Raw genomic sequence first — 26,087 nt, 5'->3', positions numbered from 1 at the left:
CGACGGCCACGGGAAGGTTTCACCGTATCCGCCGGACGCCACCCGTCGGGGCGAATATCCCCGCGCGTTCAAGTGTTGAACTTGGACGAGCCCGCCCTGTATAGTCCCGCCGCCCCATAGCCAGTCAGAGTTCCGCCCGTGGCCGTTCCCCTGCTCCAGACGCTTCGCATCGGCCTTTACGTCATGCGCCAGCACTTCTCCGGCGCCAAGCGCTATCCCCTGGTGCTGATGATGGAGCCGCTGTTCCGCTGCAATCTGACCTGCGCCGGCTGCGGCAAGATCGATTATCCCGATTCCATCCTGAACTCGCGCATCTCGGTCGACGAGGCGCTGGCCTCCATCGACGAATGCCCGGCCCCGGTGGTGGTGATGGCCGGCGGCGAGCCGCTGCTGCACCGCGAGATGGACCAGATCGTCAAGGGCGCCATCGCCCGCAAGAAGTTCGTCTATCTGTGCACCAACGCCCTGCTGCTGGAAAAGAAGATCGACCTGTTCGAGCCCAGCCCCTATTTCACCTGGACGGTGCATCTGGACGGCAACCGCGAGGATCACGACAAGGCGGTGTCGCGCGAAGGGACCTTCGATCAGGCGGTGGCGGCCATCAAGCTGGCCAAGGCCAAGGGCTTCAACGTCAATATCAACTGCACCTTGTTCAACAACGCCGACGCCGGCCGCATGGCCGAATTCTTCGACTATGCCCATTCCATCGGGGTCGAGGGCATCACCATCTCGCCGGGCTACGCTTACGAACGCGCGCCCGATACCGAGCACTTCCTCAACCGCCGCAACACCAAGGACCTGTTCCGCAAGCTGTTCAGCCTGGGCAAGGGCCGGAAGTGGGTCTTCACCCAATCATCGTTGTTCCTGGATTTCCTGGCCGGCAACCAGACCTATCAGTGCACCCCGTGGGGCAATCCGACCCGCAACGTGTTCGGCTGGCAGCGGCCCTGCTATCTGCTGGGAGAGGGCTACGCCAAGACCTACAAGGAACTGATGGAAGAGACCGATTGGGATTCGTACGGCGTCGGCAAGTACGAGAAATGCGCCGATTGCATGGTCCATTGCGGCTTCGAGGCCACCGCCGTCAGCGATACCCTGTCCAATCCGCTGAAGGCGGCCAGGGTGGCGCTGTTCGGCCCCCGCACCGACGGCCCCATGGCCCCCGACCTGCCGCTGGAGGGCCAGCGCCCCGCCGTCAACAATTACGAGACACTGCTATCGCAGAACCTGACCCGGCTGGAAGCCGAGGGGCGGACCAACAATCTTCAGCGCGTCTCGCAAGGCTGACAGGGCCTTGCCGCTGTCCAGACCGACCCGGATCAGGCCGCCCAGGTCGCCGGGCCGGCGCAGCAGCCCCGCCATCACCGCCAGCAGCCGGGTGCTCCCGTCCTCGTCCAGCCCGGCCATGGCCGATGGCGGCAGCGACCGGTCGTAAGGGTCGGCCACGCTGCGGATGACGGCGAAGGGAAGCCGCCGTTCGGCCGCCACCTTCGCCACTGCGCCGCTTTCCATGTCCACCGCCAGGGCGCCCCGGCGTCCGAACAACGCGGCCTTGTCCGCCGGACTGGCCGCCACCGTGTCCGCCCCCGCCACGAGACCGTGGCGGGCCTGGGGTAAAAGCGCCAACAGCCGTCCGGTCCAGGCGGCATCGGTTTCGAACACGGCGTCGGCGGTCTCGACCCCGGCGGCGACGATGACGGCGCCGGGGCTGAGCGACGGGTCAAGCCCGCCGGCGATACCGATACTGGCCAGCGCTTCGGCTCCCTCGTCGGCCATGCGCCGGGCCAGCGCCTCGGCACGGGCGGGGATGCCGCCGGCGCACGCCACCCGGCTGCCGGGGGGCAGCAGCGCCGCCTCGCTCTTCATTCCCACCACGATGCCGATACGCATGTCCCTGGCCTTATCCCGCACATCACAAGGAAACGCCCTCCTCCGGCGAACCGGAGGAGGGCGCGACTGTCGGCCGGTCAGCCCCTGGCGGCGCGGCTGGCGCCACCGGGCATGCCCTTGAAGCCCGACTGACCCGAGCGGGTCTGGGATTTCTGGGCCGGCCGGCCGGCCGCATGGGCCGGCTTGCCGCCGTCGCGGGCCTTGCCGCCATGGGCGTGCTCGCCATGAGGATTGTTGCCGCGACCTTGCTGCGGCCTGGCCTGCTGCTGAACATGGCGGGCCTGGGGCTTGGGTTTGCCGCCGGCGCCCCGCGACGCGATGTGCGGCGCATGGTAGGCGTGCTCGTAATCCACCGGCACCGCCTGGCGGATGGTCTTCTCGATGTCGCGCAGATAACCGACCTCGTCGGCGTCGCACAGCGACAGGGCGATGCCCGAGGCGCCGGCCCGCGCGGTGCGGCCGATGCGGTGGACATAGCTTTCCGGCTCGTTGGGCAGCTCGAAATTCACCACATGGGTGATGCCGTCGACGTCGATGCCGCGCGCCGCGATGTCGGTGGCGACCAGGGCGCGGATGCGGCCGTCCTTGAAATCGGCCAGCGCCTTCTGGCGGGCGCCCTGCGACTTGTTGCCGTGAATGGCGTCAGCCGGGATGCCGGCCTTTTCCAGCAGTTCGGCGACGCGATTGGCGCCGTGCTTGGTGCGGGTGAACACCAGGGCCCGCTCGACCGACTTGCAGGCGAACATCTCGGTCAGCAAGGTGCGCTTGTTCTCGCGGTCGACGAACATCACCTTCTGCTCGATGCGTTCGACGGTGGTCGAGGGCGGCGTCACCTCGACGCGCACCGGCTGGTGCAGCACGCTGTTGGCCAGGCCGACGATCGAATCGGGCATGGTGGCCGAGAACAGCACGGTCTGGCGCGACTTGGGCATGGCGGCGACGATCTTGCGGATGGGCAGGATGAAGCCCATGTCCAGCATGCGGTCGGCCTCGTCCAGCACCAGGACCTCGACCGAATCGAGGCGGATGGCGCCCTGGCTCATCAGGTCGAGCAGGCGGCCGGGGGTGGCCACCAGCACGTCGACGCCGCCGGCCATGGTCTTGATCTGGGGCACCATGCCGACGCCGCCGAACACCAGGGCGTGGCGCAGACGGTAATGGGAGCCATAGGTGCGGAAGCTCTGTCCCACCTGCACCGCCAGCTCGCGGGTGGGGGTCAGGACCAGAACCCGGGCGCTCTTGGGCATGGCGCGCTGCTTGATTTCATCCAGGCGATGGAGAATCGGCAGGGCGAAGGACGCCGTCTTGCCGGTGCCGGTCTGGGCGAGGCCCAGCAGGTCGCGGCCTTGCAGCAGGTGGGGAATGGACTGTTCCTGAATCGGGGTCGGCGTGGTGTAGCCTTCGGCCTCCAGCGCCTTGAGCAGCGGATCGGCAAGGCCAAGGTCGGTAAACAGGGTCATAAGGTCTCTTTCATCAACAAGCCGTCTCATCCGCTTCGCGCCTTCAGGCCGGCGAACAACGGCGGGAAGAACCCCGGCGGTATCTCGGGGTCTGGTCGGTGCCGCCGGACGCGCGGCCGGCAAGCCAAGGGCAAGGGGATAAGGGCTCGGGACGGAAGGCGGACCGTCTTCCACTGGAAGAGGCTCACACCGTGCGCGCTGTCGCGAGCGAACCGAACGCGTATCGTCCGGGCAGGCGGACCCTGCGCCTATTGCGGTGCAATGTCAAGAACGCTCGTTTCCACTCAATCGCCCCGTCTTCGCCCGGATAGAGCGGGATGGAAATAGTCGCCAGCCGCCCAGAAAATCAACAATCCCGACGGAAAAGTCATTTTGCACTGCAATATCAGCAGGATATGGTGACGTGGAATTACCGCTAAATATCTGACATAATGGGGATTCCGCACATCAGAGGATTTCTGCATGGACAGACCCAAGGACAATTGTTGCCGCTGGATTCATGGCGACGTCAGATCCGGCACGGCGACTTGGTGCGGTATTCCCACCCGTGACGGCGGCCCCTGGTGCGTCGAGCACCGCCGGGTGGTGTATGTGGGCTGGCGCCCAGCCGCCAGCGCGGCCAGACGGGCCGTTCCCGTCATTCCCGAAGCCTGATTGAAAGAGAGCCCATGGCGTTCAAGCCGAACTACAACCAGATGCGCAACGACCGCAACCGCGCCAAGGAGGCCAAGAAGAACGAAAAGAAGCGCCAGATGGAGGAGGACACCGCCCGACGCAAGGCCACGCCCACCCCGGAAGGCGATGCTGACGGCGAACCGCCGTCCGATCAGACTTCCGGGCAATAGTCCTTGCCGGACGGTGCGGCGAGGCCTATGCCCCGCCGCGATCATGAGGAGAAAGCACCGTGGCCCGCAAGAAGCCCACCGATAATACCTATGTCCTGTTCAACGTCGTTTACGAGGACGGCAGCCTCAGTTCCAACCGCAAGATCGCCAGCGCCGAACTGCTCGGCCCCGAGGGCGACGCCCCCGCCAAGTGGCTGATCGAGGCCCAGGACCGCAAGATCGCCGAGATGTCCGGCAACCCCCGCGGCCCCATCAAGACCATCTGCCGCACTCCCGGCCAGTAAGCCGGCCATGACGCGATTCCGCCCGGACGGGGAAGCCGCCGGAGATTCCGGGCGGTCGCGTTCAGCGGCGCGGTTCCCACCGCAGGATCGACGTGAAGTTCTTGAGGTCGACGCCGACGAAGTCCTTGTGAACATACGAGACGTCGATCTTCCGCCGCTTCCTCAGGCTTTCGATGACCGCGAACAGATCGGTGTTCCCCCCCTTGTCCCGAATGTATTCCGCCTGGGCGCGCACGAACGGGTTGGCCGAGTCCGGATCGATCTGAAAGCCGATCGGCTCGAAGTGGAGCATGACCATGTTGGGAAATTCGGCCATCAGGTGAAGGAAGAAGGCCTCGCCGATATCGCCGGCATACTCGACGGCATGGGCGGTGAAGAACAGGACCCGCCGGCTCCGGTCGGGAATGTCCAGCCCAGAGATGTCGGGCGCCGACAGGTCGACGGGAAACACGTCGAGCGGAACCGGCGGCGACAGCGCCGCCAGCAGATTCATCATGGCGCGGGCGGCCGGAACCAGTTCCCCGCCGTGCAGACCGATGCCGGGATCGAGTCCCTCGGCATGCAGGGCGAACAGATTCGGCCCCCACCCCGCCCCCAGCTCGCAGACATGGTCGAAGTCCTCGCCGGCCAGCATGTCCCCGATCCAGGCGGCGGCGAGGCTTCCCTTCAGATGGAAGGGCGACATGAACATCTGCCCGAGAACCCCGATGGGATTGACCATGGAATGCCCGCCGGGAGTCCGGGGCGAGGCGAAGGCGTGGCCGTTGACCACCAGGGGCCTTTCCGACGGCACCGCCACCTCGCGCTGATACAGGTTGATCACCCGCGTGCGGTCGGTTTCGCCGCCGTCGACGATCCATTTGAGGAGGTCGAGCCGCCTCGGCCAGGCGTCCTCGTAAAACAGGTTGGACTGACTCATGGAAGACCTCGGCCACCGGTGCGGTCCTCCATCCTAGACCAAGCCGGAGTCAGGCGCACATATTCCGACGCCGGCGATTCGCCATGACGCCGCTTCGCCTCGACGACGGGCTTTGGCTGCACAGGGACGTCGCCGGACATCGCGACGCCCGCGACCGGCTGCTCCGACGCCATCTGTCGGACGAACTGGACTGCGCCGAGACCGACATCGTCATCGCCCGCGACCAATGGGGAAAGCCGGCTCTGGCGGCCCCCCGCCGCAAGCTGTGGATCGGCTCCACCGGCCGCGACGGCCTGCTGGCCATCGCGGTTTCCAGGCAAGGACCGGTGGGGGTCGACGTGGAAACCCTGCCCCATTGCCGCCATGGCGAGGCGGTCGCCCGCGGCCTGTTCGCGCCGGCCGAGGCCGACTGGCTGGACACCCTGCCGCCCGAGCGGCGGCCGCTGGCCTTCGCCCGGCTGTGGACCGGCAAGGAAGCGGTGCTGAAGGCGATGGGACGCGGCATCGGCGGCGGTCTGGAAAGACCGGATTTCAGCGCCGACGTCCGGGATCAGCCCCCCCCCTGGCCGGCGGCGCGGACCAAGATCGATGATGCGACCCATACCGTCGTCTGGTATACCACCCTCGTCGACGAGGCTTTCGTCGTAATCGCCCGGGCACAAGCCGAATCGGAACCGCCCGGCCGAGCATCTTGAATGCAGGTGTCACCGATCTTGTCCGCTCCCCTCCTCGGTTTTCGCGATCCGTCGCTGCTGCGCGACGAGTTGCTGAGCGAGATGTTCGCCGCCACGGCCGCCCGGACCCCGGATGCCCGGGCCATGACCTTCGGCGAGGTCTCCCTGACCTATGGCCAGTTGTCCCGGCGGGTCGAGACCGTCGCCGCCGCCCTGGCCGCCCGAGGCATCGGACGCGGCGCCTTCGTCGGCCTGTGGATGAGCCGGTCGCTGGACCTGCACGTCGCCCTGCTCGCCATCCTGCGCACCGGTGCCGCCTATATCCCCTTCGACACCGACGCTCCGGCGGAACGGGTGGCGGAATGCCTGGGGGATTGCGCCGCCGCCGCGATCATCGTCGACGCCGTCACCGCCGGCGGCGTCGCGTCGCCCCTGCCGGCGCCGATGCTGCCGCTGCCGGCCCTGGCCGAGGACAAGGCCGCCGCCGCCCCGGCGCCCGATCCCCGCGTCCTGGGGGCCGGACCGGAGGACGCGGCCTACGCCATCTATACCTCGGGTTCCACCGGCAGGCCCAAGGCCATCGTCATCAGCCACCGCAACATCTGCCATTACCTGCGCGCCGCCAACGCCGTCTACGGCATCCGGCCGAGCGACGTGGTGTTCCAGGGCGCCTCGGTCGCATTCGACCTGTCGCTGGAGGAGATCTTCATTCCCTATCTGGTGGGGGCGGCGCTGTGGGTCGCCGACCGCCGGACCCTGGCCGAAACCGACCGCCTGCCCGACATCCTGACCGAGGCGGGCATCACCGTGCTGGACACGGTGCCGACCCTGCTGTCGCTGCTGTCTCGCGACGTCGCCGGCCTGCGGATCATCATCCTGGGGGGCGAGGCCTGCCCGCCGGTGGTGGCCGAACGCTGGAGCCGGCCGGGGCGCCGCATCTTCAATTCCTACGGCCCCACCGAGACCACCGTGGTGGCCACGATCGCCGAAATCCGTCCCACCGAGCCGGTCACCATCGGCCGGCCCATCCCCAATTACGTCTGCTGGGTGGTGGACGGGACCCTGGCGCCGGTACCCCCCGGAATCACCGGGGAATTGCTGATCGGCGGGCCGGGCGTGGCAGCCGGTTATCTGGGGCGGCCCGAACTGACCGCCGGGAAGTTTATCGCCAATCCCTGGGACGCCGACGGAAGCGCGCCCATCCTCTATCGTTCCGGCGACGCGGTCAGCGTCGGCGAGACCGGCGAGCTGCTGTTCCACGGCCGCATCGACGATCAGGTCAAGATCAGGGGCTTTCGCGTCGAACTGGGCGAGATCGAGGCCCGTCTAGCCGCCCTGCCCTCTATCCGCCATGCGGCTGTGGCGCTGCGTGACGACGGCGGCTGTGAACGGCTGGTGGCCTTCGTGGTGGCCGACGATCCAGCCGGCGAGATCGATGCCGCCACCCTCAGGGACAGGCTGCGGAGCCAATTGCCGGCCTATATGGTGCCGTCGCATATCCAGGAACTGCCCGAACTGCCGCGGCTGGCATCGGGCAAGCTGGACCGCCGGGCGCTCGGCCGGATTCCGCTGAAAAGCGTCGCCGCCGAGGCGCAGGAAGCCGCCTCCACCGCTACCGAGGCGGCGCTGCTGGATGCGGCCCGGCGAATCTTTCCCGGCCAGCCCGTTCCGCTGGACGCCGATTTCTTCCTGGACCTGGGCGGCCATTCCCTGCTGGCGGCCCGCTTCGTCTCGCTGGTGCGCGAGACCCCGGCCCTGGCCAGCCTGACCCTGAACGAGATCTACGCCGCCCGCACCCTGCGAGCCATGGGCGCGGTGCTGGACGCGCGCGCCCCCGCCGACGGCGCCGTCGCGGCCGACCTGTCGTTCCCGCCGCCACCGCTGAGGCGCCGGTTCCTGTGCGGCCTCGCCCAGGCCGTCGCCCTGCCCTTCATCCTGGCGCTGATCACCGCGCCGTGGCTGGGGGTGTTCGTCAGCTACATGCTGCTATCGGGCGAGGATGCCGGCTTCCTGCGCGAACTGACCACCCTGATGCTGACCTACGCCGTCATCAACGTGGGCACGGTGACACTGTCCATCGCCCTGAAATGGCTGATCCTGGGCCGCACCCGCCCCGGACGCCACCCCCTGTGGGGCGCCTATTACTTCCGCTGGTGGCTGGCCCAGCGCGTCGTCAGCGTCGCCCACATCAAGTGGTTCCAGGGCACCCCCATCATGAGCATCTATCTGCGCCTGCTGGGCGCCAGGGTGGGCAGCGACTGCGTCATCTCGGAACTGGAGGCCGGCGCCTTCGACCTGGTCACCATCGGCGACGGCGTCGCCATCGGCGGCAAGGTCCGCCTCGCCAATGCCGAAGTGATCGGCGACCAACTGGTGATCGGCACCATCGCCATCGGCGACGACGCCCATATCGGGACCTCGTGCGTCATCGGCCACGACGTGGTGATCGAGCAGGGCGGTGAACTGGGCGACCTGACCGCCATCACCGCCGGCGGCCGCGTCGGCCGCTACCAGCATTGGGACGGCTCGCCCGCCCGTCAGGTCGGCATGGTCGACGTGGACTCGCTGCCCCAGCCGGCGCGGGCCGGCAAGGCGCGCAAGCTGGGACTGACCGCGTTCTACGCCGCCATGCTGGTGATCTTGCCGCCCATCAGCCTGCTGCCGATCTTTCCGGCCTTCTACGTCTTTGAGCGGGTTGCCGAGGTCCTCAACCTTTCCGAAACCCGCGATTACCTGCTGGCGCTGCCGTTGATGGCCTGGCCCACCGCCATGGCCCTGATCGCCGTGACCGTCCTGCTGATCGCCGCCATACGCTGGTCGGTGCTGCCGGTGGTCACCGCCGGCACCTATTCGGTCTATGGCGGCTTTTACGTCCGCAAATGGATCGTCGCCCTGGCCACCGAACTGATGCTGGAGACGCTGTCGTCGCTGTACGCCACCGTCTACATGCGGCTGTGGTACCGGCTGATGGGAGCCAAGATCGGCAAGGACGCCGAAATCTCGTGCAATCTCGCCGGCCGCTACGATCTCACCGAGATCGGCGCCAAATGCTTCATCGCCGACGAGGTGGTACTGGGCGACGAAAGCGTGCGGCGCGGCTGGATGGAGCTGGAGCCGGTCAGGACCGAGGCCATGGTGTTCGTCGGCAACGACGCGGTGGTGCCGCCGGGCGCCAGCCTTCCCGCCGGCTGCCTGATCGGCATCAAGTCCCGTCCACCCGCCAACGACTCCATCCAGCCGGGCGACACCTGGTTCGGCAGCCCGCCGATCAAGCTGCCGGTGCGCCAGCGCTTCGACGCCATCGGCGACGACTGGACCTTCGATCCGCCGCGCTGGCGCCGCGTCTGGCGGGCGGTGTTCGAGGCCTTCGCGGTGTCGCTGCCGACCATGCTGTTCATCACCTTCGGCATCTCCACCGTCGAGGTGCTGGCGCCGTCGATCCTGCGCCACGACTACGCCACGGTGCTGCCGCTGTTCGTCGCCGCCTCGGTGTGCATCTCGCTGGCGCTGGCGCTATGCTCGGTGGCGGTCAAGTGGCTGATGATGGGCATCTACACGCCCACCGCCAGGCCCATGTGGTCGTGGTGGGCGCTGCGCACCGAGGCGGTGGCGGTGATGTATTGGGGCATGGCCGGCAAGGTGCTGCTGGACCACCTGCGCGGCACGCCGTTCCTGCCGTGGTTCCTGCGGCTGTACGGCTGCCGGTTCGGCGAAGGCGTGTTCATGGACACCACCGACATCACCGAATTCGACTGCGTCGAGGTCGGCGATTTCTGCACCGTCAACTCGCTGTCGGCATTGCAGACCCATCTTTACGAGGATCGGGTGATGAAGGTCGGCCGGATCTCCCTGAGCCGAGGGGTCAGCATCGGCAGCGGCTCCACCGTGCTCTACGACACCCATGTGGGCGAGTTCGCCCGCATCGGCAACCTGACCATCGTCATGAAGGGAGAGACCATCCCCGCCCATGGCGAATGGGAAGGCGCCCCGGCCCAGACGGCGCCGCGGATGGCCCGTCCACGGACGATGCCGGTGGTACGGGCGCCGGAACTGGCGGGGGCGGCGTGATGATCGCCAAGCGGTCGGTGCTGATCGCCGGGCATGCCACCAGCGTCACCCTGGAAACGGCCTTCTGGGACGAGCTGAAGACGATCGCCGACGGGCGCGGCCAATCGCTCAACCAACTGGTGGCCGAGATCGATTCGACGCGAACGGGCAACCTGTCCTCGGCGATCCGGGTGTTCGTCCTGACCGAGGTCCAGCGCCGGGCGGCGGAAGGCCGAAGCCTACTTCATCCGGCTGAGCACGAACCAGGTCAGGCCGCCGGTCACCGCCAGGATGGCGACCAGGAATCCGAGAGCGACGCGCGCGGTATCGTCGATGACCATGATGACCCTCCATCTCCCACATGACCAAGGTCAAGAATACCCGCCCGATCCGGCCGGCGCCTTGATCTGGATCAGCGGGCGGGATTACCTGGACAGCATCTCGCGCAAGCGGTCGGCCTGGCGGTTGTCGACGCCGCGATGGAACAAGATGTCCTCGGGCGTCGGATTGCCGCCGTAATAGGCGGCGTTCCACGAATGGCGGGCCAGAATGCCGGCGCCATCCAGCGCCGCGCCGCCATACAGCCCGACCGCCCTGGAAAAGGCGTAGATGTCGGCGCCGATATTGGTGGTGGTGTTGGCCTCGGCCCCCGCCCCGAAAGTGGCGACGGCGACCCCGGCCCCGGCCCCGGCCTTGAACTGGTTATCGACCACCGCCCTCAGCCCGCCCTCGCTCATGATGACGTAGACCGCCTCGGCGTCCTGTAAGCCGATCTGGAGGCCGACGCTGCCGGCGGCGATGGAATAAAACGCCGGGCCGCTCCAGCGCCCGTCGGGCGAGCGGGCCAGCAGGACGCCGGTGCCGTACTGGGCGCCCAGGATGAAGCCGCCCTTGACCAGATCGGGAATCACCAGCACGGCGCGGGCGCGGGCCAGGGCATCGGCCAGGGGCTTGGACAGATTGGCGTCGGCCTTGAGGCGCTCCACCGTGGTGACCGCCTTGCCCACCATCATGGTCTGATCGGTGACCCCTTGGGCATGGGCGGTCCAGCCCAGCAGGGTCAGCATCATCGCGGCAATCAGTCTGCGCATGGCCGGCCTCCCGTTTCATCCCGCCCCCAGCAAGCACGAAGCGGGTTAGCAACGGGTTAACGGCGATCCGCCCCCCTGGATCGCGTCGTCCGACACCATCCGGCGGGGAAAGGAAGAGCGCATATCGCGAGGGTATGGAATGCGCCTTAATTAATTTTATAATTCAAACAGATAGACCATCTCCCCCTTGATGGAGCCTTCCTGGCAAAGGGAATAGTGCATGAAAAATACTTGACTGCCCCGGCCCCATCGATGCAAATGCGAATCACTTGCATTTATGAAGGGGGTCTGAAGATGTCGATGGATTGGAAACGCGCCCTGCGCATCGCCTGCGCCGCCCCCGCCTGCGTGCCCGCGATCGCGGCGGCAGAGGAGGCCGCGTCGCAAGGCCGCGATTCCATGATGCTGGATTCCCTGGTGGTCTCGGCCACCCGGACCGAAACCTCGGTTATGGAAAGTCCCGTCAGCATCTCGGTGATGGGCGAGCGGGAGATCAAGCGCACCAACGCATCGAACATTGCCGACGTGCTGCGCGACGTGCCCGGACTCACCGTCGACGAATCGTCGCTGCCCGGCATGAAGCGCATCAAGATCCGCGGCGAGGAAGCCCGGCGGGGCGCGGTGCTGATCGACGGGCAGGAAATCACCGACCACACCTCCTACGGCTCGCCGATCCTGGTCGATCCGGCCCTGATCGAGCGGATCGAGGTGGTTCGTGGCCCCCATTCCGTGCTCTACGGCTCCAAGGCGATCAGCGGCGTCGTCAACATCATCACCAAGAAGGGGGGCGACAAGCCGTTCCAGGGCAGCGCCGGCGGTTCGTTCATATCGGCGACCAGCGGCTATACCGCCAACGCCCTGGTGCGGGGCAATCTGGGCGACTGGGACTACCGGCTGTTCGTCGGCCGCGCCGAGGAGGGCGACCGCCACACTCCCGACGGCGACCTGCCCAACTCCAACTCGGACAACAAGAGCGTATCGGGCTATCTGGCCTACAGGGCCGGAGATCACAAGATAGCCCTGGGGGTCGACCGCTACGAGCTGTCCAGCGGTTCCACCACGTCGCCGTCGACCATCGGCACGGCCTTCAGCAAGTTCCAGTTGGACATGCCCCAGCGCGACCTGCAAAGGGTCTCGCTCAACTACGACCTCGCCCGCCCCAGCGACTGGATCGCCAGGCTTCACGTCGACGCCTACTATCAGACCATCGATCGCCTGTTCACCCAGGAGGTGGCCGCCGGCCCCACCATCACCGCCGCGGCCCCCGCCGCCAACTACGATTACAAGCACCGCGACCAGGACACCCAGACCACCATGGGCCTGACCGCCCAGGTGGACTGGACGCCGCACCCCGATCACCTGCTGATCACCGGGTTCCAGTATCTGCGCGACGACCTGGACAAATCCATGACCCGCATCGGCCGCAGCGGCATCGCCCTCGGCACGGCGGTCAGCCGCTACGCCGACATGGAAGCCCACATGGAAACGGTGTCGGTCTACGCCGAGGACACCTGGCAGTTGCCCGCCGATTTCTCCGTCGTGTTCGGCGCCCGCCAGTACTGGATCAACTCGGCCCTGGATTCCTTGCAAACCAACGACACCGGCTACAAGACCCGGTCGCATTCGGCCAATTCCCCCATCGCCAGCGCCACGCTGATGTACGCGGGAATCCCGTCGACGGTGCTGCGCGCCGGTTTTGCCCAGGGTTATGTCTATCCCACCCTGGTCCAGGGGTTCACCGGGTCGTATTTCGGCGCCTCGTCGACGGTGCGTCCCAACCCCGACCTGAAGCCGGAAACCTCCGACAACTGGGAATTCGGGATACGGCACGGCTCCGGCGGGCTGACGCTGGATGCGTCGCTGTTCCGGTCCGAGGCCAGCAATTACATCGCCTCGCTGTCGTGCTCGGTGTACGGCGCCACCACCAGCCCCTGCACGGCCAGTTCGGAAACCACCTACGTCAATCTCGACAAGGCCGAAAGCACCGGCATGGAACTGGCGGTCCAGTACCGGATCGCCGGTCTGGGACTGACCCCCTACGCCACCGGCAACTGGATCAGGCGCAAATACTTCTTCCGGTCGGCCAGCAGCGGCATGACCGGCGTCCCCACCGTCAGCGGCCGCATCGGCCTGCGCCACGAACGCGACCTGTGGGACGGCGCGACCGGCTGGGCCGATTTCTACATGCGCGGCGGTTCGCGCGCCGACGAACTGAGCCAGTCGTCCAGCGCCGCCGGAACCGTCAGCCTGACCCAGGTGCGGGCATGGCGGACCTTCAACGCCTCGTTCGGGGCCGACATGGGCGGCTACCACCTGGGGCTCGACCTGCTCAACCTCACCGATCTGACCTACCAGACCAATCCCGACGAATCCAACCAGCCGGGCCGCAGCGTGATCCTCAGCCTTCGCGCCGATTTCTGAGGGAGGAACGCACATGACCAGAACCATCGGCCACGTCATTCTCGCCGCCCTGCTGAGCGTGGCCGGAACCGGGCCGGCCATGGCCGCCGACACGGTGCGGCTGGTGGTGATCGGCGGCTCCCTCACCGAGATCGTCTTCGCCCTGGGCAGGGGGGGATCGGTGGTCGGGGTCGACCAGACCAGCGTCTGGCCGCCCGAGGTCAAATCGCTGCCCCAGGTCGGCTACTACAAGAAGGTCTCGGCCGAGGGCGTGCTGTCGCTGGCCCCCACCCTGGTCATGGCCTATCGCGACGCCGAACCGGCCGGCGCGCTCCGCCAGTTGGAGCAGGCCGGGGTCCCGGTGGCGCTGTTCGACCGCTCGCCCCCCATGCGGGCTCTGGAAGGCAACATCGCCGAGGTGGGACGCCTGCTGGGAAAGACCGCCGAGGCGGATACGCTGCGCCGCTCCCTCGACGACCAGATCGCCGCCGTCGCCCGGTCCGTGACCGGAGCGGCCCGAAAGCCCCGCGTCCTGTTCGTCCTCAACTACGATCCGTCACAGACGGTGGTGGCCGGAAGCGGCACCATCGCAGGCCAGTTGATCGAAATGGCGGGCGGCGTCAACGCCGCCGGGGACGTAACCGGCTTCAAGCCGCTGAACGGCGAGATGGTGACCGCCGCCGCCCCCGATCTGGTGCTGACGGTCGAGGAACGCTGGGACGGAATCGGCGGCGCGGCGGGCATGGCCCGCCTGCCCGGCATGGCCGCCACGCCGGCGGGCCGCAGCGGAGGGTTCGCCGCCATGCCGGGACCGCTGATGCTGGGACTGGGCCCCCGGCTGGGAGACGCGCTGTGGCGCCTCGCCGCGCTGTTCCATGGCGAGAAGGGACTCTCCCATGGACGCTGAGGTGCTGGCCTTGCCGGTCAAGCGCGGAACCGCCGCCGCCCGGGAAATCCCGGCCTGGACGCGCTCGACCTTAGTGATGGCGGCGCTGTGGGCGGGACTGGTGATGGTGGTGCTGGCCGGAATCGCCATCGGGCCTTCCAGGATCGCCCCGATTCAGATCGTCTCCATCCTGGCCGAGCAGATGGGCATGTCGCTGCCGCTCGAACACACCACGCAGCAGACCGCCATATTGATGAACATCCGGCTTCCCCGCGTCGTGCTGGGCTTGCTGGTGGGGGCGGCGCTGGGCATGGGCGGCGCCGCCTTGCAGGGGCTGTTCCGCAATCCACTGGCCGATCCCGGCCTGCTGGGAATTTCCAGCGGCGCCGCGCTGGGGGCGGTGACGGTGATCGTGCTGGGCACCGCCTGGCTTGGCCGTTTCAGCCTGGGAATGACCGGCGTGCTGATGCCGCTGGCGGCCTTCATGGGAGGGTTGGCCGCCACCGCCGCCGTCTACGCCATCTCGCGCCGCCATGGCCGCGTCGAGCGCGGCGCCATGCTGCTGGCCGGGGTGGCGGTCAACGCCTCGGCCGGATCCATGACCGGCCTCCTGGTCTATCTGTCGGACAGCGAGCAGTTGAAAAGCCTGACCTTCTGGCTGATGGGCAGCCTGGGCGGCGCCGATTGGAGCGCGGTCTGGGCCGCCGCCCCGCTGACCCTGCCGCCGCTGCTCCTGCTGCCGCGTCTCGCCCGCGCCTTGAACGCCATGCTGCTGGGCGACGCGGTGGCCGGCCATCTGGGATTCGACCCCAACCGGGTCAGCCGCCTGTCGGTGATCCTGGTCACCGCCTCGGTGGGCGCGGCGGTGGCCGCGTCCGGCGTCATCGGCTTCATCGGATTGGTGGCGCCGCACCTGATCCGCCTGATCGCCGGTCCCGACCACCGCATCGTCATGCCCGGCGCCGCCCTGGCCGGAGCCATCCTGCTGGTGGGGGCCGACATCTTCGCCCGCATCGTGGCGGCCCCCGCCGACCTGCCCATCGGCGTCGTGACCGGCGCCCTGGGCGGGCCATTCTTCATCTGGCTGCTGCTTCACCGCGCTCCGCACGGGAGGGGAACATGCTGATCGCCTCGGTTTCCGGCGCCTCGCTGCGCCTGGGCGGCCGCGACGTGGTCAAGGGCGTGTCGCTGGATCTCCATGCCGGCGAGGTGGTGGCCCTGGTCGGCCCCAACGGCGCCGGCAAGTCGTCGCTGCTGCGGCTGATCGCCGGCGACGCGCGCCCCGATCAGGGGCGGATATCGGTCTGCGGCCGGCCGCTGGAGGGCTGGTCCAGGGCGGCGCTGGCCCGCTGCCGGTCGGTGGTGCCGCAAGACACCCAGCTCGACTTCGCCTTCACGGTGCTGGAGGTGGTGCTGATCGGCCGCTCCCCCCACGGAACCGGCCGCGACGAGAACCGCCGCGCCCGCAACATCGCGCTGGACTGCCTGGAGCGGGTCGGAGCGTCCCATCTGACGTCGCGCTTCTATCCCAGCCTGTCGGGGGGGGAACGCCAGCGGGTGCAGATCGCCCGCGCCCTGGCCCAGATCGACGGAATCGGGGCCGAGGGGGGACGCTGCCTTCTGCTCGACGAGCATACCTCCAACCTGGACCCCGCCCATCAGCACGGCATGTTCCAACTGGCCCGCGAGGTGGCGGCCGAGGGAGTCGGCGTCATCGCCGTGGTCCACGACCTCAACCTCGCCGCCGCCTACGGCGACCGCATCGGTGTTCTCGACCGGGGCGAACTGGTGGCCTTCGGCCCGCCCGAACTGGTGCTGACCCCGGCGGTGATCGGACAGGTGTTCGGCCTGGCCTGCGTCACCCTGCGCAATCCGTTGACCGGCGCCCTGGCCCTGGCCACGGCGCCGCTGCCCCCCAACCCCATTCAGGAGGGATTGCGAGCATGACCGCCATCCTGCCGCTCGAACGCCACTTTGCCCGGGTGGGGGCGCCGGTCGGCGGCGTCTTCACCGAACGCAACCTGTTTCCGTGGATACAGCGCCGGACCCGCCCGCTGGAGGATGGCCCCGCGGCCGCGGCGCGGTTGCTGGCCGAACGCCGGCCGGGCAAGCGGGTCGCCTACCTCCATGTGCCGTTCTGCGCCAATCACTGCCTGTTCTGCGGTTTCTACCGCAACCGTTCCGCCGAGGACGCCATGGCGGAATACGCATCCCGGCTGGAACGCGACATCGCCATGGATGAAACCGCTGCCGGCGGGCCGCCCATCCAGGCGGTGTATTTCGGCGGCGGCACGCCCAGCGCCCTTTCGGCCGACGACCTTCACCGGCTGGTTTCGGCCGTGCGGCGCCATCTGCCGCTGGCCCCCGATTGCGAAATCACCATCGAGGGACGGGTGGCCGGCTTTGGCGACGACAAGATCGATGCCTGCCTGGAAGCGGGGGCCAACCGCTTTTCCATCGGCGTCCAGACCTTCGACACCGGCCTTCGTCAGCGCATGGGGCGCAAGGCGAGCCGGCAGGAGACGATTTCCTTCATGGAGCGGTTGCGGGACCGCGACCGGGCGGTGGTGGTGTGCGACCTGATCCTCGGCCTGCCGGGACAAGACATGGAGACCTGGCGGAACGACGTCGCGACCTGCCTGTCGCTGGGCCTCGACGGCGTCGACCTCTATTGCCTGACCCTGCACGACAAAAGTCCGCTGGCCCTGTCCATCGCCAAGGGATCGCTGCCGCCGGCCGCCGGCCTGGAACGCATGGCCGCCATGTATGGCGCCGGGCTGGAAATGCTGGAGGACGCGGGGTGGCGCCACCTCAACCAGGCCCATTGGGCGTCGGCGACCCGCGAGCGCAACCTCTACAATCAACTGGTCAAGGCCGGTGCCGATTGTCTGGCCTTCGGCGCCGGAGCCGGCGGGTTGGTCCAGGGACACCGCTACGTCATCCAGCCCGACATCGACCTTTACGGCAAGGCCGTCGATTCCGGGACAAAGCCGGTGACGGTGGTGCTTCCGCCTCCCGCCAACCGCCAGGCCCGCGACCTGGTGATGGGCGGCCTCGAAGGAGGAAGGCTGGATATCGCCCGGCTGGAATCCCTGACGGCTCCCGGCCTTGCCGCGACGCTGGAACCGCTCCTGGCCCAATGGGCGGCCGCCGGCCTGATCCGGCGCCGGGCCAACGCCATCATCCTCACCACCGCCGGATGGTTCTGGCACTGCAATCTGGTCGGAAGCCTGTTCGAGCTGATCGACCTGTCCATGGGCGGCGGGACGCCTCCCGCCGACCTTTCCTCACCGCAACCGCAAGGAATACGTCATGCCGGCTGAACACACTGCCCCCTCCATCCTGGCCAATCTGCGCGCCCAACTGGCCGAATCCCAGGACGGCGTACTGGAAACCATCGCCGTCGAGCACGGCGTCACCCCGCTACAGGTATCGGAATGCCTGCCCGATCATTGCCGGGTGGCGGTGACCGGCGAGGCCTTCGAGGAGGTCATGGCCGACCTGACCAGTTGGGGAGAGATCACCTTCCTGGTCCACACCCGCGACCTGATCCTGGAATGCAAGGGCGAGGTGCCGCCCGGCAAGGTCGCGCGCGGGTTCTTCAATCTGGACGGCCACGGCGCCATCGGCGGCCATCTGCGTTACGGCAATTGTGCCGCCATCCACTTCGTCAAGCGCCCCTTCATGAAGATGGACACCTGCGCCATCACCTTCTTCAACGATAAGGGCGATTCCATGTTCAAGGTCTATGTGGGACGCGACGAGGACCGCCGCATGCTGCCCGGCCAGATCCAGCGTTTCGACGCCTTGCGCGACCGCCTCGCGGCGGCGGCGCCCCAGGCCCTGGCAGGTTGACGGAGGACGGCCCATGAACCGCGACCTGCTGCTGTTCGGCGCCCGGACCGGAACCGGGCTGGAACTGGCCCGGCTGGCCCGGGCCGCCGGCTGGCGGGTCACCGCCATGATCCGGCCCAGCTCGGCGGCCGCCGAACTGATCGCCATGGGCTGCGCGGTGGTCGAGGGCGACGCGCTCGACCGCGCGCGGGTGGGCCAGGCATTCTCCGCCTGCGCCTACCCCCCGGTGGTGGTCAGCACCCTTGGCGGCGGCCCCGCCGGCCGGACGGCGGACCACCTGGGCAATGCCGTCGTGATCGACGCGGCCAGGGCGTTCGCGGCCCCGCGGATGCTCCTGGTCACCTCTCTGGGCTGTGGCAACAGCCGCGTCCATGCCTCGGAACGCCTGCTCGCCGCCATCGGCGATGTCCTTCTGGCCAAGACCCGGGCCGAGGATCACCTGCGGACCAGCGGCGTTCCCCATGTGGTGATCCGCCCCGGCGGGCTGGTGTCGGACCCGCCCACCGGCCAGGGGGCCATCTACGCCGATGCCCGGGTCCATGGCCGCATCACCCGGCCGGATCTGGCCGCCGTGCTGCTGCCCTGCCTGACCGACGCACGGGTGTTGGGGCGCACCTTGTCGGCCATCGACCGCACCCGGCTGGTGGCCCCCGACGATATCGCCGAATTCCCCCTGGCCGCCGTGGCCTGAGGAAGGATGCGTCGCGCGGGAGACTGATGGATTCTGGCGTGAATTCAATGATGTGGCAGAATTTTGTGGCGGCCGGGTCCGCATGGTCCGAAACGCCTGCCGCAACACCACTTTCCACCCGTTCCAGAGTGATGATCAATGCCTTTGTGTCGCAAGTGAGAGTTACTCGCAATATATTCTTGACCCCATGCCCCCATGAACCGTATGCATTCGTGACGCGATTGCATCGCAACTGCATCTTTCCGCCGGATCCGGGACCGGTCGGAAATAAGGAGGACGAGGGCATCATGAGCGAGGTCGACACCTCCCTGCTGGGGCTGTTCCTGCGGGCCGACCCCCTGGTCAAGGCGATCATGGCCGGCCTGCTGGNTGGGGCGCACCTTGTCGGCCATCGACCGCACCCGGCTGGTGGCCCCCGACGATATCGCCGAATTCCCCCTGGCCGCCGTGGCCTGAGGAAGGATGCGTCGCGCGGGAGACTGATGGATTCTGGCGTGAATTCAATGATGTGGCAGAATTTTGTGGCGGCCGGGTCCGCATGGTCCGAAACGCCTGCCGCAACACCACTTTCCACCCGTTCCAGAGTGATGATCAATGCCTTTGTGTCGCAAGTGAGAGTTACTCGCAATATATTCTTGACCCCATGCCCCCATGAACCGTATGCATTCGTGACGCGATTGCATCGCAACTGCATCTTTCCGCCGGATCCGGGACCGGTCGGAAATAAGGAGGACGAGGGCATCATGAGCGAGGTCGACACCTCCCTGCTGGGGCTGTTCCTGCGGGCCGACCCCCTGGTCAAGGCGATCATGGCCGGCCTGCTGGCCCTGTCGGTGATCTGCTGGGGCGTGATCATCGACAAGGCCATTCAGCTTGGTCGGGTGCATCGGCAGGCCCGCTCGGCGAGCCGCGAGCCGCAATCCCTGCTGGAGCGGGTGCCCGGCGACACCCTGGCGGGACGCATCGCCGCCGCCGGCATCGAGGAACACCGGCACCTGGCCGATGCCGCCATCAGCCTGACCGAACGGCGCGAGCAGGTGGAGCAGGCCATGCGCACCGCCCTGGGGCGCGAGTTGCAGAGCCTGGAACGCTATCTTCCCATCCTGGCCAGCACCGGCTCGGCGGCGCCGTTCATCGGGCTGTTCGGCACCGTCTGGGGCATCATGAACGCCTTTTCCGCCATCGCGCGGACCAACAACACCGCGCTGTCGGTGGTGGCGCCCGGCATCGCCGAGGCCCTGCTGGCCACCGGCATGGGGCTGATGGCGGCGATTCCGGCGGTAGTGGCCTTCAACAAGTTCGCCACCGACCTGAAGAACATCGCCGCCCATGGCAACCACCTGATCTCCGACCTGGGCGGCCGCCTGACCCGCCCGGCGGCAAGAGGCATGGCATGAGCATGAGCGCGTCCCCCCGCCCCGGCGAGGGCGGCTACCAGACCATCAGCGAGATCAACGTCACGCCCCTGGTGGACGTCATGCTGGTGCTGCTGATCGTCTTCATGGTGGCCGCGCCGCTGATGACGGTGGGGGTGCCGCTGGACATGCCCGACGCCAAGGCCGCCCCGGCCGACCTGCCCAAGGACCCGCTGGTGATCAGCGTCGATGCCGGGGGCAAGGTCTTCATCCGCGAGGCCGAGGTGCCCAGGGGAGAGCTTTCCGCCCGCCTGTCCGCTTTGCAGCAGGACGGCGGCGCGGCCACCGTGTTCATCAAGGGCGACCGCCGCATCGATTACGGCAGCCTGATGGAGGTGATGGGCGCGGTGCAGGCCGCCGGCTTCACCCGGGTGTCTCTGCTGGCCGACGACGCCCCCCAGCCGGCGGGGGGATGAGGTGCGCTCGACCCTTCCCGTTTCCGCCACCCTGCACGCCGTCATCCTGGCCGGACCGGTTCTCTTCGCCATGCCGCCCACTTTCCATGAAATCCGCTCTTTGCTCTATGCCGAGCAGGGCATCGATGCGCAGGCGTTGCTGGGACACAAATCCCCCGACATGACGGCGCTCTGCCGCGACGTTCGCGGGTCCGAATGGATCGAAATTCGCTCTCGGTAACGCCCGCTTATTGGACGAGTTTTGGATAAGTTTTGGACGCTTACAATTTAATTCAATAAAATAAATATGTTGCTTTCAATGAACCGTGCAGACCATGCACGGATCGAACGAACGGACCACATGCTGGACAGCGATCGGAGAGGCCTCGCCCGGAAGCGCGGGGGTGCCCACCAGGGCTTGCTCCAAGGCCCCCGGCCGGCCGGCGGCGTCGCGGGGCGAGAAGTTCCATGTGGTTGGCGCCACGATCTGATAGGCAGCGATACGGCCGTCGCGGGCGCTCAGCCAATGGCCCAGGGTTCCCCGGGCCGCCTCCACCATGCCGATGGCGGCGCCGGTGACGGCCGTATCGGGCGGAGCCAGGCAAAACGGCTCGCCCGGCCGCAGATTCCGCGTCCAGTCCTCCATGGCCGGAATCAACCGCGCCAGTTCCAGCAACCGGCCGACCACGCGGGCCAGCACGGAACCGCCACCACCAGCACCGACGAGGGCGCGGGCCAGCGGATGGCCGTCCACCACCTGCCGCGCCAGGGCGCCCACCTCGACCACCTTGCCGTCCAGGCGCGGCGCCTTGCACCAGCTGTAGGCGCCGGGCTTGTCCGCGTCCGGCAGGGTCAGGCCGGCGAAGGGAGGCAAGGGAGCGTCGCCTGCCATCCAGGCGCAGGCCACATCCTCGGTGATCCGGGCGGGATCGAACGGACCCAAGCCGCCGCCATCGGCATTCCACAGCCCGGCCGCGAACAGGCCGAAACTGCCGGACGAAGCCAATAGGCCGGGGCCGCGCCCCAGCCGGTCCAACCCCAGGTCGCGGCCGATGTGAAGGAACAGACGGGCATCGCCGTGATCCATGGGACGGGCGTCGGCCCAGGCGGCAAGGGCGGCAAGGCTGTCGAGGGCGGCGAAGTTCTCCAGGCGGTCGGCGAACACCACCGTTTCCAGGGCCTCGCGGAATTCCCCGATGATGGACAGCAGCCGCAGGCGCTCGGCCGCGTCCACCGCCTTGGTGACGCCGCCCGGTTGCAGGGCCAGGGAATGCGGCCACTTGCCCGCCAGTATCCCCATGAGGTGAAGAAAACGGGCGCGGGCCGGCAACAGCGACCGCGAGGCCTCGCCCAGGTCGGCGGCGAAGCGTCGCCGCGCCGCTTCGAACCAGCCTCGTCCCGCATAGCAGGACCGGGCGAAGTCGGGCATGAAGAACAGAACGAAATGGGTCAGGTGGTCGGCGGCGTTCTCCGCCGCCAGAATCAGGTCGGCGGCCAGCCGGCCGTTGGCGGGCTGGTCCGTTCCGCTCACCCGCGCCAGGGCGCGGGCCGCCGCCACCGATTGCGACACCGAGCAGATGCCGCAGATGCGGGGCGCGATCACCAGGGCGTCGGAGACGGGACGAGCCAGCAATATCCGTTCAAAACCGCGATAGAGCGGCGCGGTGACCCGAGCTTCGGCGACCACGGCGTCTTGGATGTCGAGGGTGACTTCCAGGTCGCCCTCGACCCGGTTGAACGGCCCGACAATCAGGCGCGAGGTCACGGTCATGGCGTCTTCGGCGGGCGACGGGCGGGCGGAACCAGGACATGGTCGGCATGGGCGTTGGTCCGGACCCGGTTGGGAGTCGCCGATTTCGACAACGCCGCCAGGGCCACGAACCACGCCTTGGGCATATCCACCGGCAATCCCACCGGAATGCCGGCGATCTTGGCGGTTTCCTGGAACGGTCCGGCCGGACTCTCGAATCCGGGGCTGGTGCAGTTGATGCAGGTGAAACCGGCATCGGTGCACGAACCCGAACCGTTCCAGCGCCGGATATTGCAATCGCCGGGCGCCTGGGTCGCCCGGCAGCCCAGATTCTCCATCAGGCAGCCGCGGTCCGACGGCCGGGCGGCGCTGGCCTTGAATTCATAGAACTCGTTGCGCGAACAGCCGTGATGGGCGAGATGGTCAGCGACAGCGCGCGGCCGCCCCAGGGAATCGAGCCGTTCCGGCCCGAATTCCCCCGCCGCCAGGGCGGCCAGGGTTTCCACGACCCATCCCGGATGGGGAGCGCAGCCCGAGACATTGATGACCGGCAGGCCGGAGACGGAGCGGAAGTCCCGGCCCAGGGCACCGCCGGGATCGCCGCCGGAGAACGCCAGCCCCCTGGCATCGGTGGAATTGTCCCCGGCCGCCGGCATGCCGCCATAGGCGGCGCAGGCGCCGATGGCCACCACATGGCGGGCCTTGGCGGCAAGAGCCGCGACCCAGTCCTTCATGGAACGCCCGGTCCCCGACAGCACCTGGAAACGACCGCTGCCCTCGGGGCCGAACAGCACCGAGCCCTCGACGCACAGGCAGTCCAGCGCCACCCGTCCGGCGGCGATATCGTCGAGAATGGCGACGGCATCGGCGCCGCTTTCCTCGGACAGGGCGGGATGCCACAGCAGGCGGATGCCGAAACGTCCCAACGCCCTGGTCAGCCCGACATCGTCGGCGGCCAGGGCCGACATGGTGCAGCCGCCGCACGAGCCGGCCTGCAACCAGAGGACGCCGTAATCCCGGGCCATGGTCTCAGCCGGTCCGCATGACGTCGGGCGCTCCCACCATCATCCACACTTGGAATAGCCGCACGAGGTACAGGTGTCGCACCCCTCGGAACGGATCAGGGCCGGCTGGTTGCATTTGGGGCAATGGCGCAGGCGGGTCTCGCCCAGGTTGACCACCTGCCTCTGGTCCCTCGCCTCCGGCGGTTCGCGCGCTGCCTTGGGGTCGGGCAGGAAGCCGACAAAGATCATGTGGCGCTCGATCACCTCGCCGATGGCGGCCAGCAGCGACGGCACATAGCGGCCGCCCACCCATTGGCCGCCGCGGGGGTCGAACACCGCCTTCAGTTCCTCGACCACGAAGGCGACGTCGCCGCCCCGGCGGAACACCGCCGAGATCATGCGGGTCAGCGCCACCGTCCAGGCGAAATGCTCCATGTTCTTGGAATTGATGAACACCTCGAACGGGCGGCGGCGGCCGTCCTGGATGATGTCGTTGATGGTGATGTACATGGCGTGGTCGGAATCCGGCCAGCGCACCTTGTAGGTGGAACCGGGCAGGGCCTCGGGCCGGTCCAGCGGCTGGGTCAGGTGGATGATGCCGCCGGCCTCGAACGGATCGGAATGCCTGACCCTGGCCTTTTCCAGCGGCAGCTCCGGCTCGTCCGCCCCGGCGGCGGGCTTGTCAGACTTGACCTCCAGCACCGATCCGGTGACATCGTTGGGCCGGTAGGTGGTGCAGCCCTTGCACCCCAGGTCGTAGGCCTGCTGGTAGACGTCGCGAAACGACTCGAAATCGATCTCCTCGGGCATGTTGATGGTCTTGGAGATGCTGGAATCCACGTATTTCTGGACGGCGGCCTGCATCACCACATGATCGCCGGGGGTGAGATTCTGGGCGTCGACGAAGGCCGGGGGCAGCGGCGCCCCCTCCCCCCTCAGGCGGCGGAACAGACGGTAGGCGTAGTCGCTCACCTCCTCCTCGCGCCGGGTGCCGTCGCGTTGCAGCATGGTGCGGGTGTAGGCGAAGCTGAACACCGGCTCCAGCCCCGACGACACGTTGTCGGCGAACAGCGAGATGGTGCCGGTGGGCGCGATGGAGGTCAGCAGGGCGTTGCGGATGCCATGGGTTCCGATGGCCTCGATGACGTCGGCGTCCAGCGACCGGACGGTCTCGCCGGCCAGATAGCGGTCGCGGTCGAACAGCGGGAAGCAGCCCTTCTCCCTGGCCAGTTCCACCGAGGCCAGATAGGCGGCGCGGCGCAGCCGGGCCATCCAGGTCTCGGTCAGGCGGATGGCGGTGCCGCCGCCATAGCGGGCGTTGCACAGGATCAGGGCGTCGGCCAGACCGGTGACGCCCAGGCCGATGCGGCGCTTGGACAGTGCCTCGGCGCGATGCTGTTCCAGCGGATAGTTGGAGACGTCGATGACGTTGTCCATCATGCGGACCGCGACTCGCACCAGTTCGTCGAGCCGGTCCAGGTCGAGGGCGGCGCCGTCCTCGAACGGGCGCTCCACCAGCCGCGCCAGATTGACCGACCCCAGCAGGCAGACGCCATAGGGCGGCAGCGGCTGCTCGCCGCAGGGATTGGTGGCGTGGATATCCTCGCAGTAATACAGGTTGTTCAGCCGGTTGATGCGGTCGATGAAGATCACCCCCGGCTCGGCGTAGGAATAGGTGGCGCGCATGATCTTGTTCCACAGATCGCGCGCCGGCAGGCTTTTATGGGTGACGCCGTTGAAGGTCAGCTCCCAGCCGGTGCCTTCCTTGACCGCCAGCATGAAGGCATCGGTGACCAGCACCGACAGGTTGAACATGCGCAGCCGTCCCGGTTCGCGCTTGGCGTCGATGAAGGCCTCGATGTCGGGATGGTCGCAACGCATGGTCGCCATCATGGCCCCCCGGCGCGATCCCGCGCTCATGATGGTGCGGCACATGGCGTCCCACACGTCCATGAACGACAGCGGCCCCGAGGCGTCGGCACCGACGCCCTTGACCGGAGCGCCCTTGGGCCGGAGCGTCGAGAAGTCGTAGCCGATGCCGCCGCCCTGCTGCATGGTCAGCGCGGCTTCCTTCAGATGCTCGAAGATGCCGGCCATGTCGTCGGGAATATTGCCCATGACGAAGCAGTTGAACAGGGTCACCCGCCGGTCGGTGCCGGCCCCCGACAGGATGCGGCCGGCCGGCAGAACCTTGAAATCGCTCATGGCCTGATGGAAGGTCTCCTCCCACCGGGCGGAATCGACCTCGACCGAGGCCAGGGTGCGGGCGACGCGGCGCCACGAATCCTCGATGGTCTTGTCGACCGGCTCGCCCTCGGCGGTCTTCAGCCGGTACTTCATGTCCCAGATCTGCTGGGAGATGGATGCCATCTGCGTCATCGACCCGATTACTCCGCCTGCTCGCGCCCCGTCAGTCTAGGACTCGCGAGGGGAAGGAATCAAGACAATCGTTCCTTTTTTGTACCAACAGGCTTATGTTCG

Annotated in this window: 23 protein-coding genes and 1 pseudogene; 17 read left to right on the top strand and 7 right to left on the bottom strand. The window is 67.8% G+C overall.

What is annotated here, in order from left to right:
- Window positions 1-138 precede the first annotated feature (138 nt).
- Window positions 139-1,287: an adenosyl-hopene transferase HpnH gene (gene hpnH / locus MTBSS4_RS10110; protein WP_173983286.1), complete on the top strand. Its 1,149-nt coding sequence runs from the start codon at window positions 139-141 to the stop codon at window positions 1,285-1,287.
- On the opposite strand, the gene MTBSS4_RS10105 is transcribed toward hpnH, so the two are convergent.
- Together MTBSS4_RS10105 and MTBSS4_RS10100 are read right to left on the bottom strand one after the other, a co-directional pair.
- Window positions 1,216-1,890 (bottom strand): nucleoside phosphorylase, encoded by a 675-nt coding sequence (locus MTBSS4_RS10105; protein ID WP_173983285.1) that lies wholly within the window; start codon window positions 1,888-1,890, stop codon window positions 1,216-1,218. The genes hpnH and MTBSS4_RS10105 overlap by 72 nt on opposite strands.
- Window positions 1,891-1,967: 77 nt before the next feature.
- Entirely contained in the window at window positions 1,968-3,350 is a 1,383-nt protein-coding gene (locus tag MTBSS4_RS10100; protein WP_173983284.1) for a DEAD/DEAH box helicase, read from the bottom strand.
- Between the two features lie 462 nt (window positions 3,351-3,812).
- Here MTBSS4_RS10100 and MTBSS4_RS10095 point away from each other — a divergent pair, with 462 nt between their 5' ends.
- Genes MTBSS4_RS10095 through MTBSS4_RS10085 form a run of 3 tightly spaced genes read left to right on the top strand, consistent with a single transcriptional unit; the run spans window position 3,813 to window position 4,479 of the window.
- On the top strand, window positions 3,813-4,004 hold the full coding sequence (locus MTBSS4_RS10095; protein ID WP_173983283.1) for a hypothetical protein: 192 nt from the start codon (window positions 3,813-3,815) through the stop codon (window positions 4,002-4,004).
- A 14-nt stretch (window positions 4,005-4,018) separates the two neighbouring features.
- Window positions 4,019-4,195 carry a hypothetical protein gene (locus MTBSS4_RS10090; protein ID WP_173983282.1) on the top strand — a complete coding sequence of 59 codons (177 nt, stop codon included), beginning with the start codon at window positions 4,019-4,021 and terminating at the stop codon, window positions 4,193-4,195.
- 59 nt (window positions 4,196-4,254) lie between these two features.
- Entirely contained in the window at window positions 4,255-4,479 is a 225-nt protein-coding gene (locus MTBSS4_RS10085; protein WP_173983281.1) for a hypothetical protein, read from the top strand.
- 61 nt (window positions 4,480-4,540) lie between these two features.
- On the opposite strand, the gene MTBSS4_RS10080 is transcribed toward MTBSS4_RS10085, so the two are convergent.
- Window positions 4,541-5,398, bottom strand: a complete 858-nt coding sequence (locus MTBSS4_RS10080; protein ID WP_173983280.1) for a hypothetical protein — start codon at window positions 5,396-5,398, stop codon at window positions 4,541-4,543.
- Between the two features lie 83 nt (window positions 5,399-5,481).
- Between MTBSS4_RS10080 and MTBSS4_RS10075 the strand changes: the two genes are divergently transcribed.
- The 3 genes from MTBSS4_RS10075 to MTBSS4_RS22775 are packed head-to-tail and all read left to right on the top strand — an operon-like array spanning window position 5,482 to window position 10,484.
- Window positions 5,482-6,093, top strand: coding sequence for a 4'-phosphopantetheinyl transferase superfamily protein (locus tag MTBSS4_RS10075; RefSeq protein WP_173983279.1), 612 nt, complete (start codon window positions 5,482-5,484; stop codon window positions 6,091-6,093).
- An 18-nt stretch (window positions 6,094-6,111) separates the two neighbouring features.
- Window positions 6,112-10,140: a Pls/PosA family non-ribosomal peptide synthetase gene (locus MTBSS4_RS10070; protein WP_254432476.1), complete on the top strand. Its 4,029-nt coding sequence runs from the start codon at window positions 6,112-6,114 to the stop codon at window positions 10,138-10,140.
- Window positions 10,140-10,484 (top strand): ribbon-helix-helix domain-containing protein, encoded by a 345-nt coding sequence (locus MTBSS4_RS22775; protein WP_173983277.1) that lies wholly within the window; start codon window positions 10,140-10,142, stop codon window positions 10,482-10,484. Before MTBSS4_RS10070 ends, MTBSS4_RS22775 begins: the two co-directional genes overlap by 1 nt.
- Window positions 10,485-10,544: 60 nt before the next feature.
- Here MTBSS4_RS22775 and MTBSS4_RS10060 read toward each other — a convergent pair whose 3' ends face one another.
- Complete coding sequence (locus MTBSS4_RS10060; protein WP_173983276.1) at window positions 10,545-11,210, bottom strand: lipid-binding SYLF domain-containing protein; 666 nt, start codon at window positions 11,208-11,210, stop codon at window positions 10,545-10,547.
- Between the two features lie 300 nt (window positions 11,211-11,510).
- Here MTBSS4_RS10060 and MTBSS4_RS10055 point away from each other — a divergent pair, with 300 nt between their 5' ends.
- The 10 genes and pseudogenes from MTBSS4_RS10055 to MTBSS4_RS10010 form a co-directional block, all read left to right on the top strand.
- Window positions 11,511-13,631, top strand: a complete 2,121-nt coding sequence (locus tag MTBSS4_RS10055; protein ID WP_173983275.1) for a TonB-dependent siderophore receptor — start codon at window positions 11,511-11,513, stop codon at window positions 13,629-13,631.
- Between the two features lie 13 nt (window positions 13,632-13,644).
- Window positions 13,645-14,517, top strand: a complete 873-nt coding sequence (locus tag MTBSS4_RS10050) for a hemin ABC transporter substrate-binding protein (protein WP_173983274.1) — start codon at window positions 13,645-13,647, stop codon at window positions 14,515-14,517.
- Window positions 14,507-15,622: an iron ABC transporter permease gene (locus tag MTBSS4_RS10045; RefSeq protein ID WP_173983273.1), complete on the top strand. Its 1,116-nt coding sequence runs from the start codon at window positions 14,507-14,509 to the stop codon at window positions 15,620-15,622. Before MTBSS4_RS10050 ends, MTBSS4_RS10045 begins: the two co-directional genes overlap by 11 nt.
- Entirely contained in the window at window positions 15,616-16,443 is an 828-nt protein-coding gene (locus MTBSS4_RS10040) for a heme ABC transporter ATP-binding protein (protein WP_173983272.1), read from the top strand. Before MTBSS4_RS10045 ends, MTBSS4_RS10040 begins: the two co-directional genes overlap by 7 nt.
- On the top strand, window positions 16,440-17,819 hold the full coding sequence (gene hutW / locus MTBSS4_RS10035) for a heme anaerobic degradation radical SAM methyltransferase ChuW/HutW (protein WP_173983271.1): 1,380 nt from the start codon (window positions 16,440-16,442) through the stop codon (window positions 17,817-17,819). The genes MTBSS4_RS10040 and hutW overlap by 4 nt, the downstream gene beginning before the upstream one ends.
- Window positions 17,809-18,351 carry a heme utilization cystosolic carrier protein HutX gene (gene hutX, locus MTBSS4_RS10030; protein WP_173983270.1) on the top strand — a complete coding sequence of 181 codons (543 nt, stop codon included), beginning with the start codon at window positions 17,809-17,811 and terminating at the stop codon, window positions 18,349-18,351. The genes hutW and hutX overlap by 11 nt, the downstream gene beginning before the upstream one ends.
- A 13-nt stretch (window positions 18,352-18,364) precedes the next feature.
- Entirely contained in the window at window positions 18,365-19,042 is a 678-nt protein-coding gene (locus MTBSS4_RS10025; RefSeq protein ID WP_173983269.1) for an NAD(P)H-binding protein, read from the top strand.
- 743 nt (window positions 19,043-19,785) lie between these two features.
- Window positions 19,786-20,439, top strand: a complete 654-nt coding sequence (locus MTBSS4_RS10020; RefSeq protein WP_173983268.1) for a MotA/TolQ/ExbB proton channel family protein — start codon at window positions 19,786-19,788, stop codon at window positions 20,437-20,439.
- A 2-nt stretch (window positions 20,440-20,441) separates the two neighbouring features.
- Window positions 20,442-20,873, top strand: coding sequence for a biopolymer transporter ExbD (locus MTBSS4_RS10015; protein WP_254432475.1), 432 nt, complete (start codon window positions 20,442-20,444; stop codon window positions 20,871-20,873).
- 73 nt (window positions 20,874-20,946) lie between these two features.
- Window positions 20,947-21,093: pseudogene (locus MTBSS4_RS10010) on the top strand (integrase); the annotation flags it as partial.
- A 75-nt stretch (window positions 21,094-21,168) separates the two neighbouring features.
- Here the strand turns inward: MTBSS4_RS10010 and MTBSS4_RS10005 are convergent.
- The 3 genes from MTBSS4_RS10005 to MTBSS4_RS09995 are packed head-to-tail and all read right to left on the bottom strand — an operon-like array spanning window position 21,169 to window position 25,985.
- Window positions 21,169-22,623, bottom strand: coding sequence for a nickel-dependent hydrogenase large subunit (locus tag MTBSS4_RS10005; protein ID WP_173983265.1), 1,455 nt, complete (start codon window positions 22,621-22,623; stop codon window positions 21,169-21,171).
- On the bottom strand, window positions 22,620-23,627 hold the full coding sequence (locus MTBSS4_RS10000) for a HupU protein (RefSeq protein WP_173983264.1): 1,008 nt from the start codon (window positions 23,625-23,627) through the stop codon (window positions 22,620-22,622). The genes MTBSS4_RS10005 and MTBSS4_RS10000 overlap by 4 nt, the downstream gene beginning before the upstream one ends.
- A gap of 39 nt (window positions 23,628-23,666) precedes the next feature.
- Window positions 23,667-25,985, bottom strand: a complete 2,319-nt coding sequence (locus MTBSS4_RS09995) for an adenosylcobalamin-dependent ribonucleoside-diphosphate reductase (protein ID WP_173983263.1) — start codon at window positions 25,983-25,985, stop codon at window positions 23,667-23,669.
- Window positions 25,986-26,087 lie beyond the last annotated feature (102 nt).

It is taken from the genome of Magnetospirillum sp. SS-4, from assembly GCF_902729425.1.
In the GTDB taxonomy this organism is placed as follows: Bacteria; Pseudomonadota; Alphaproteobacteria; order Rhodospirillales; family Magnetospirillaceae; genus Phaeospirillum.
Note: the sequence above shows the minus strand (reverse complement) of the source record. Positions and strands in the feature narration are given on the sequence as shown.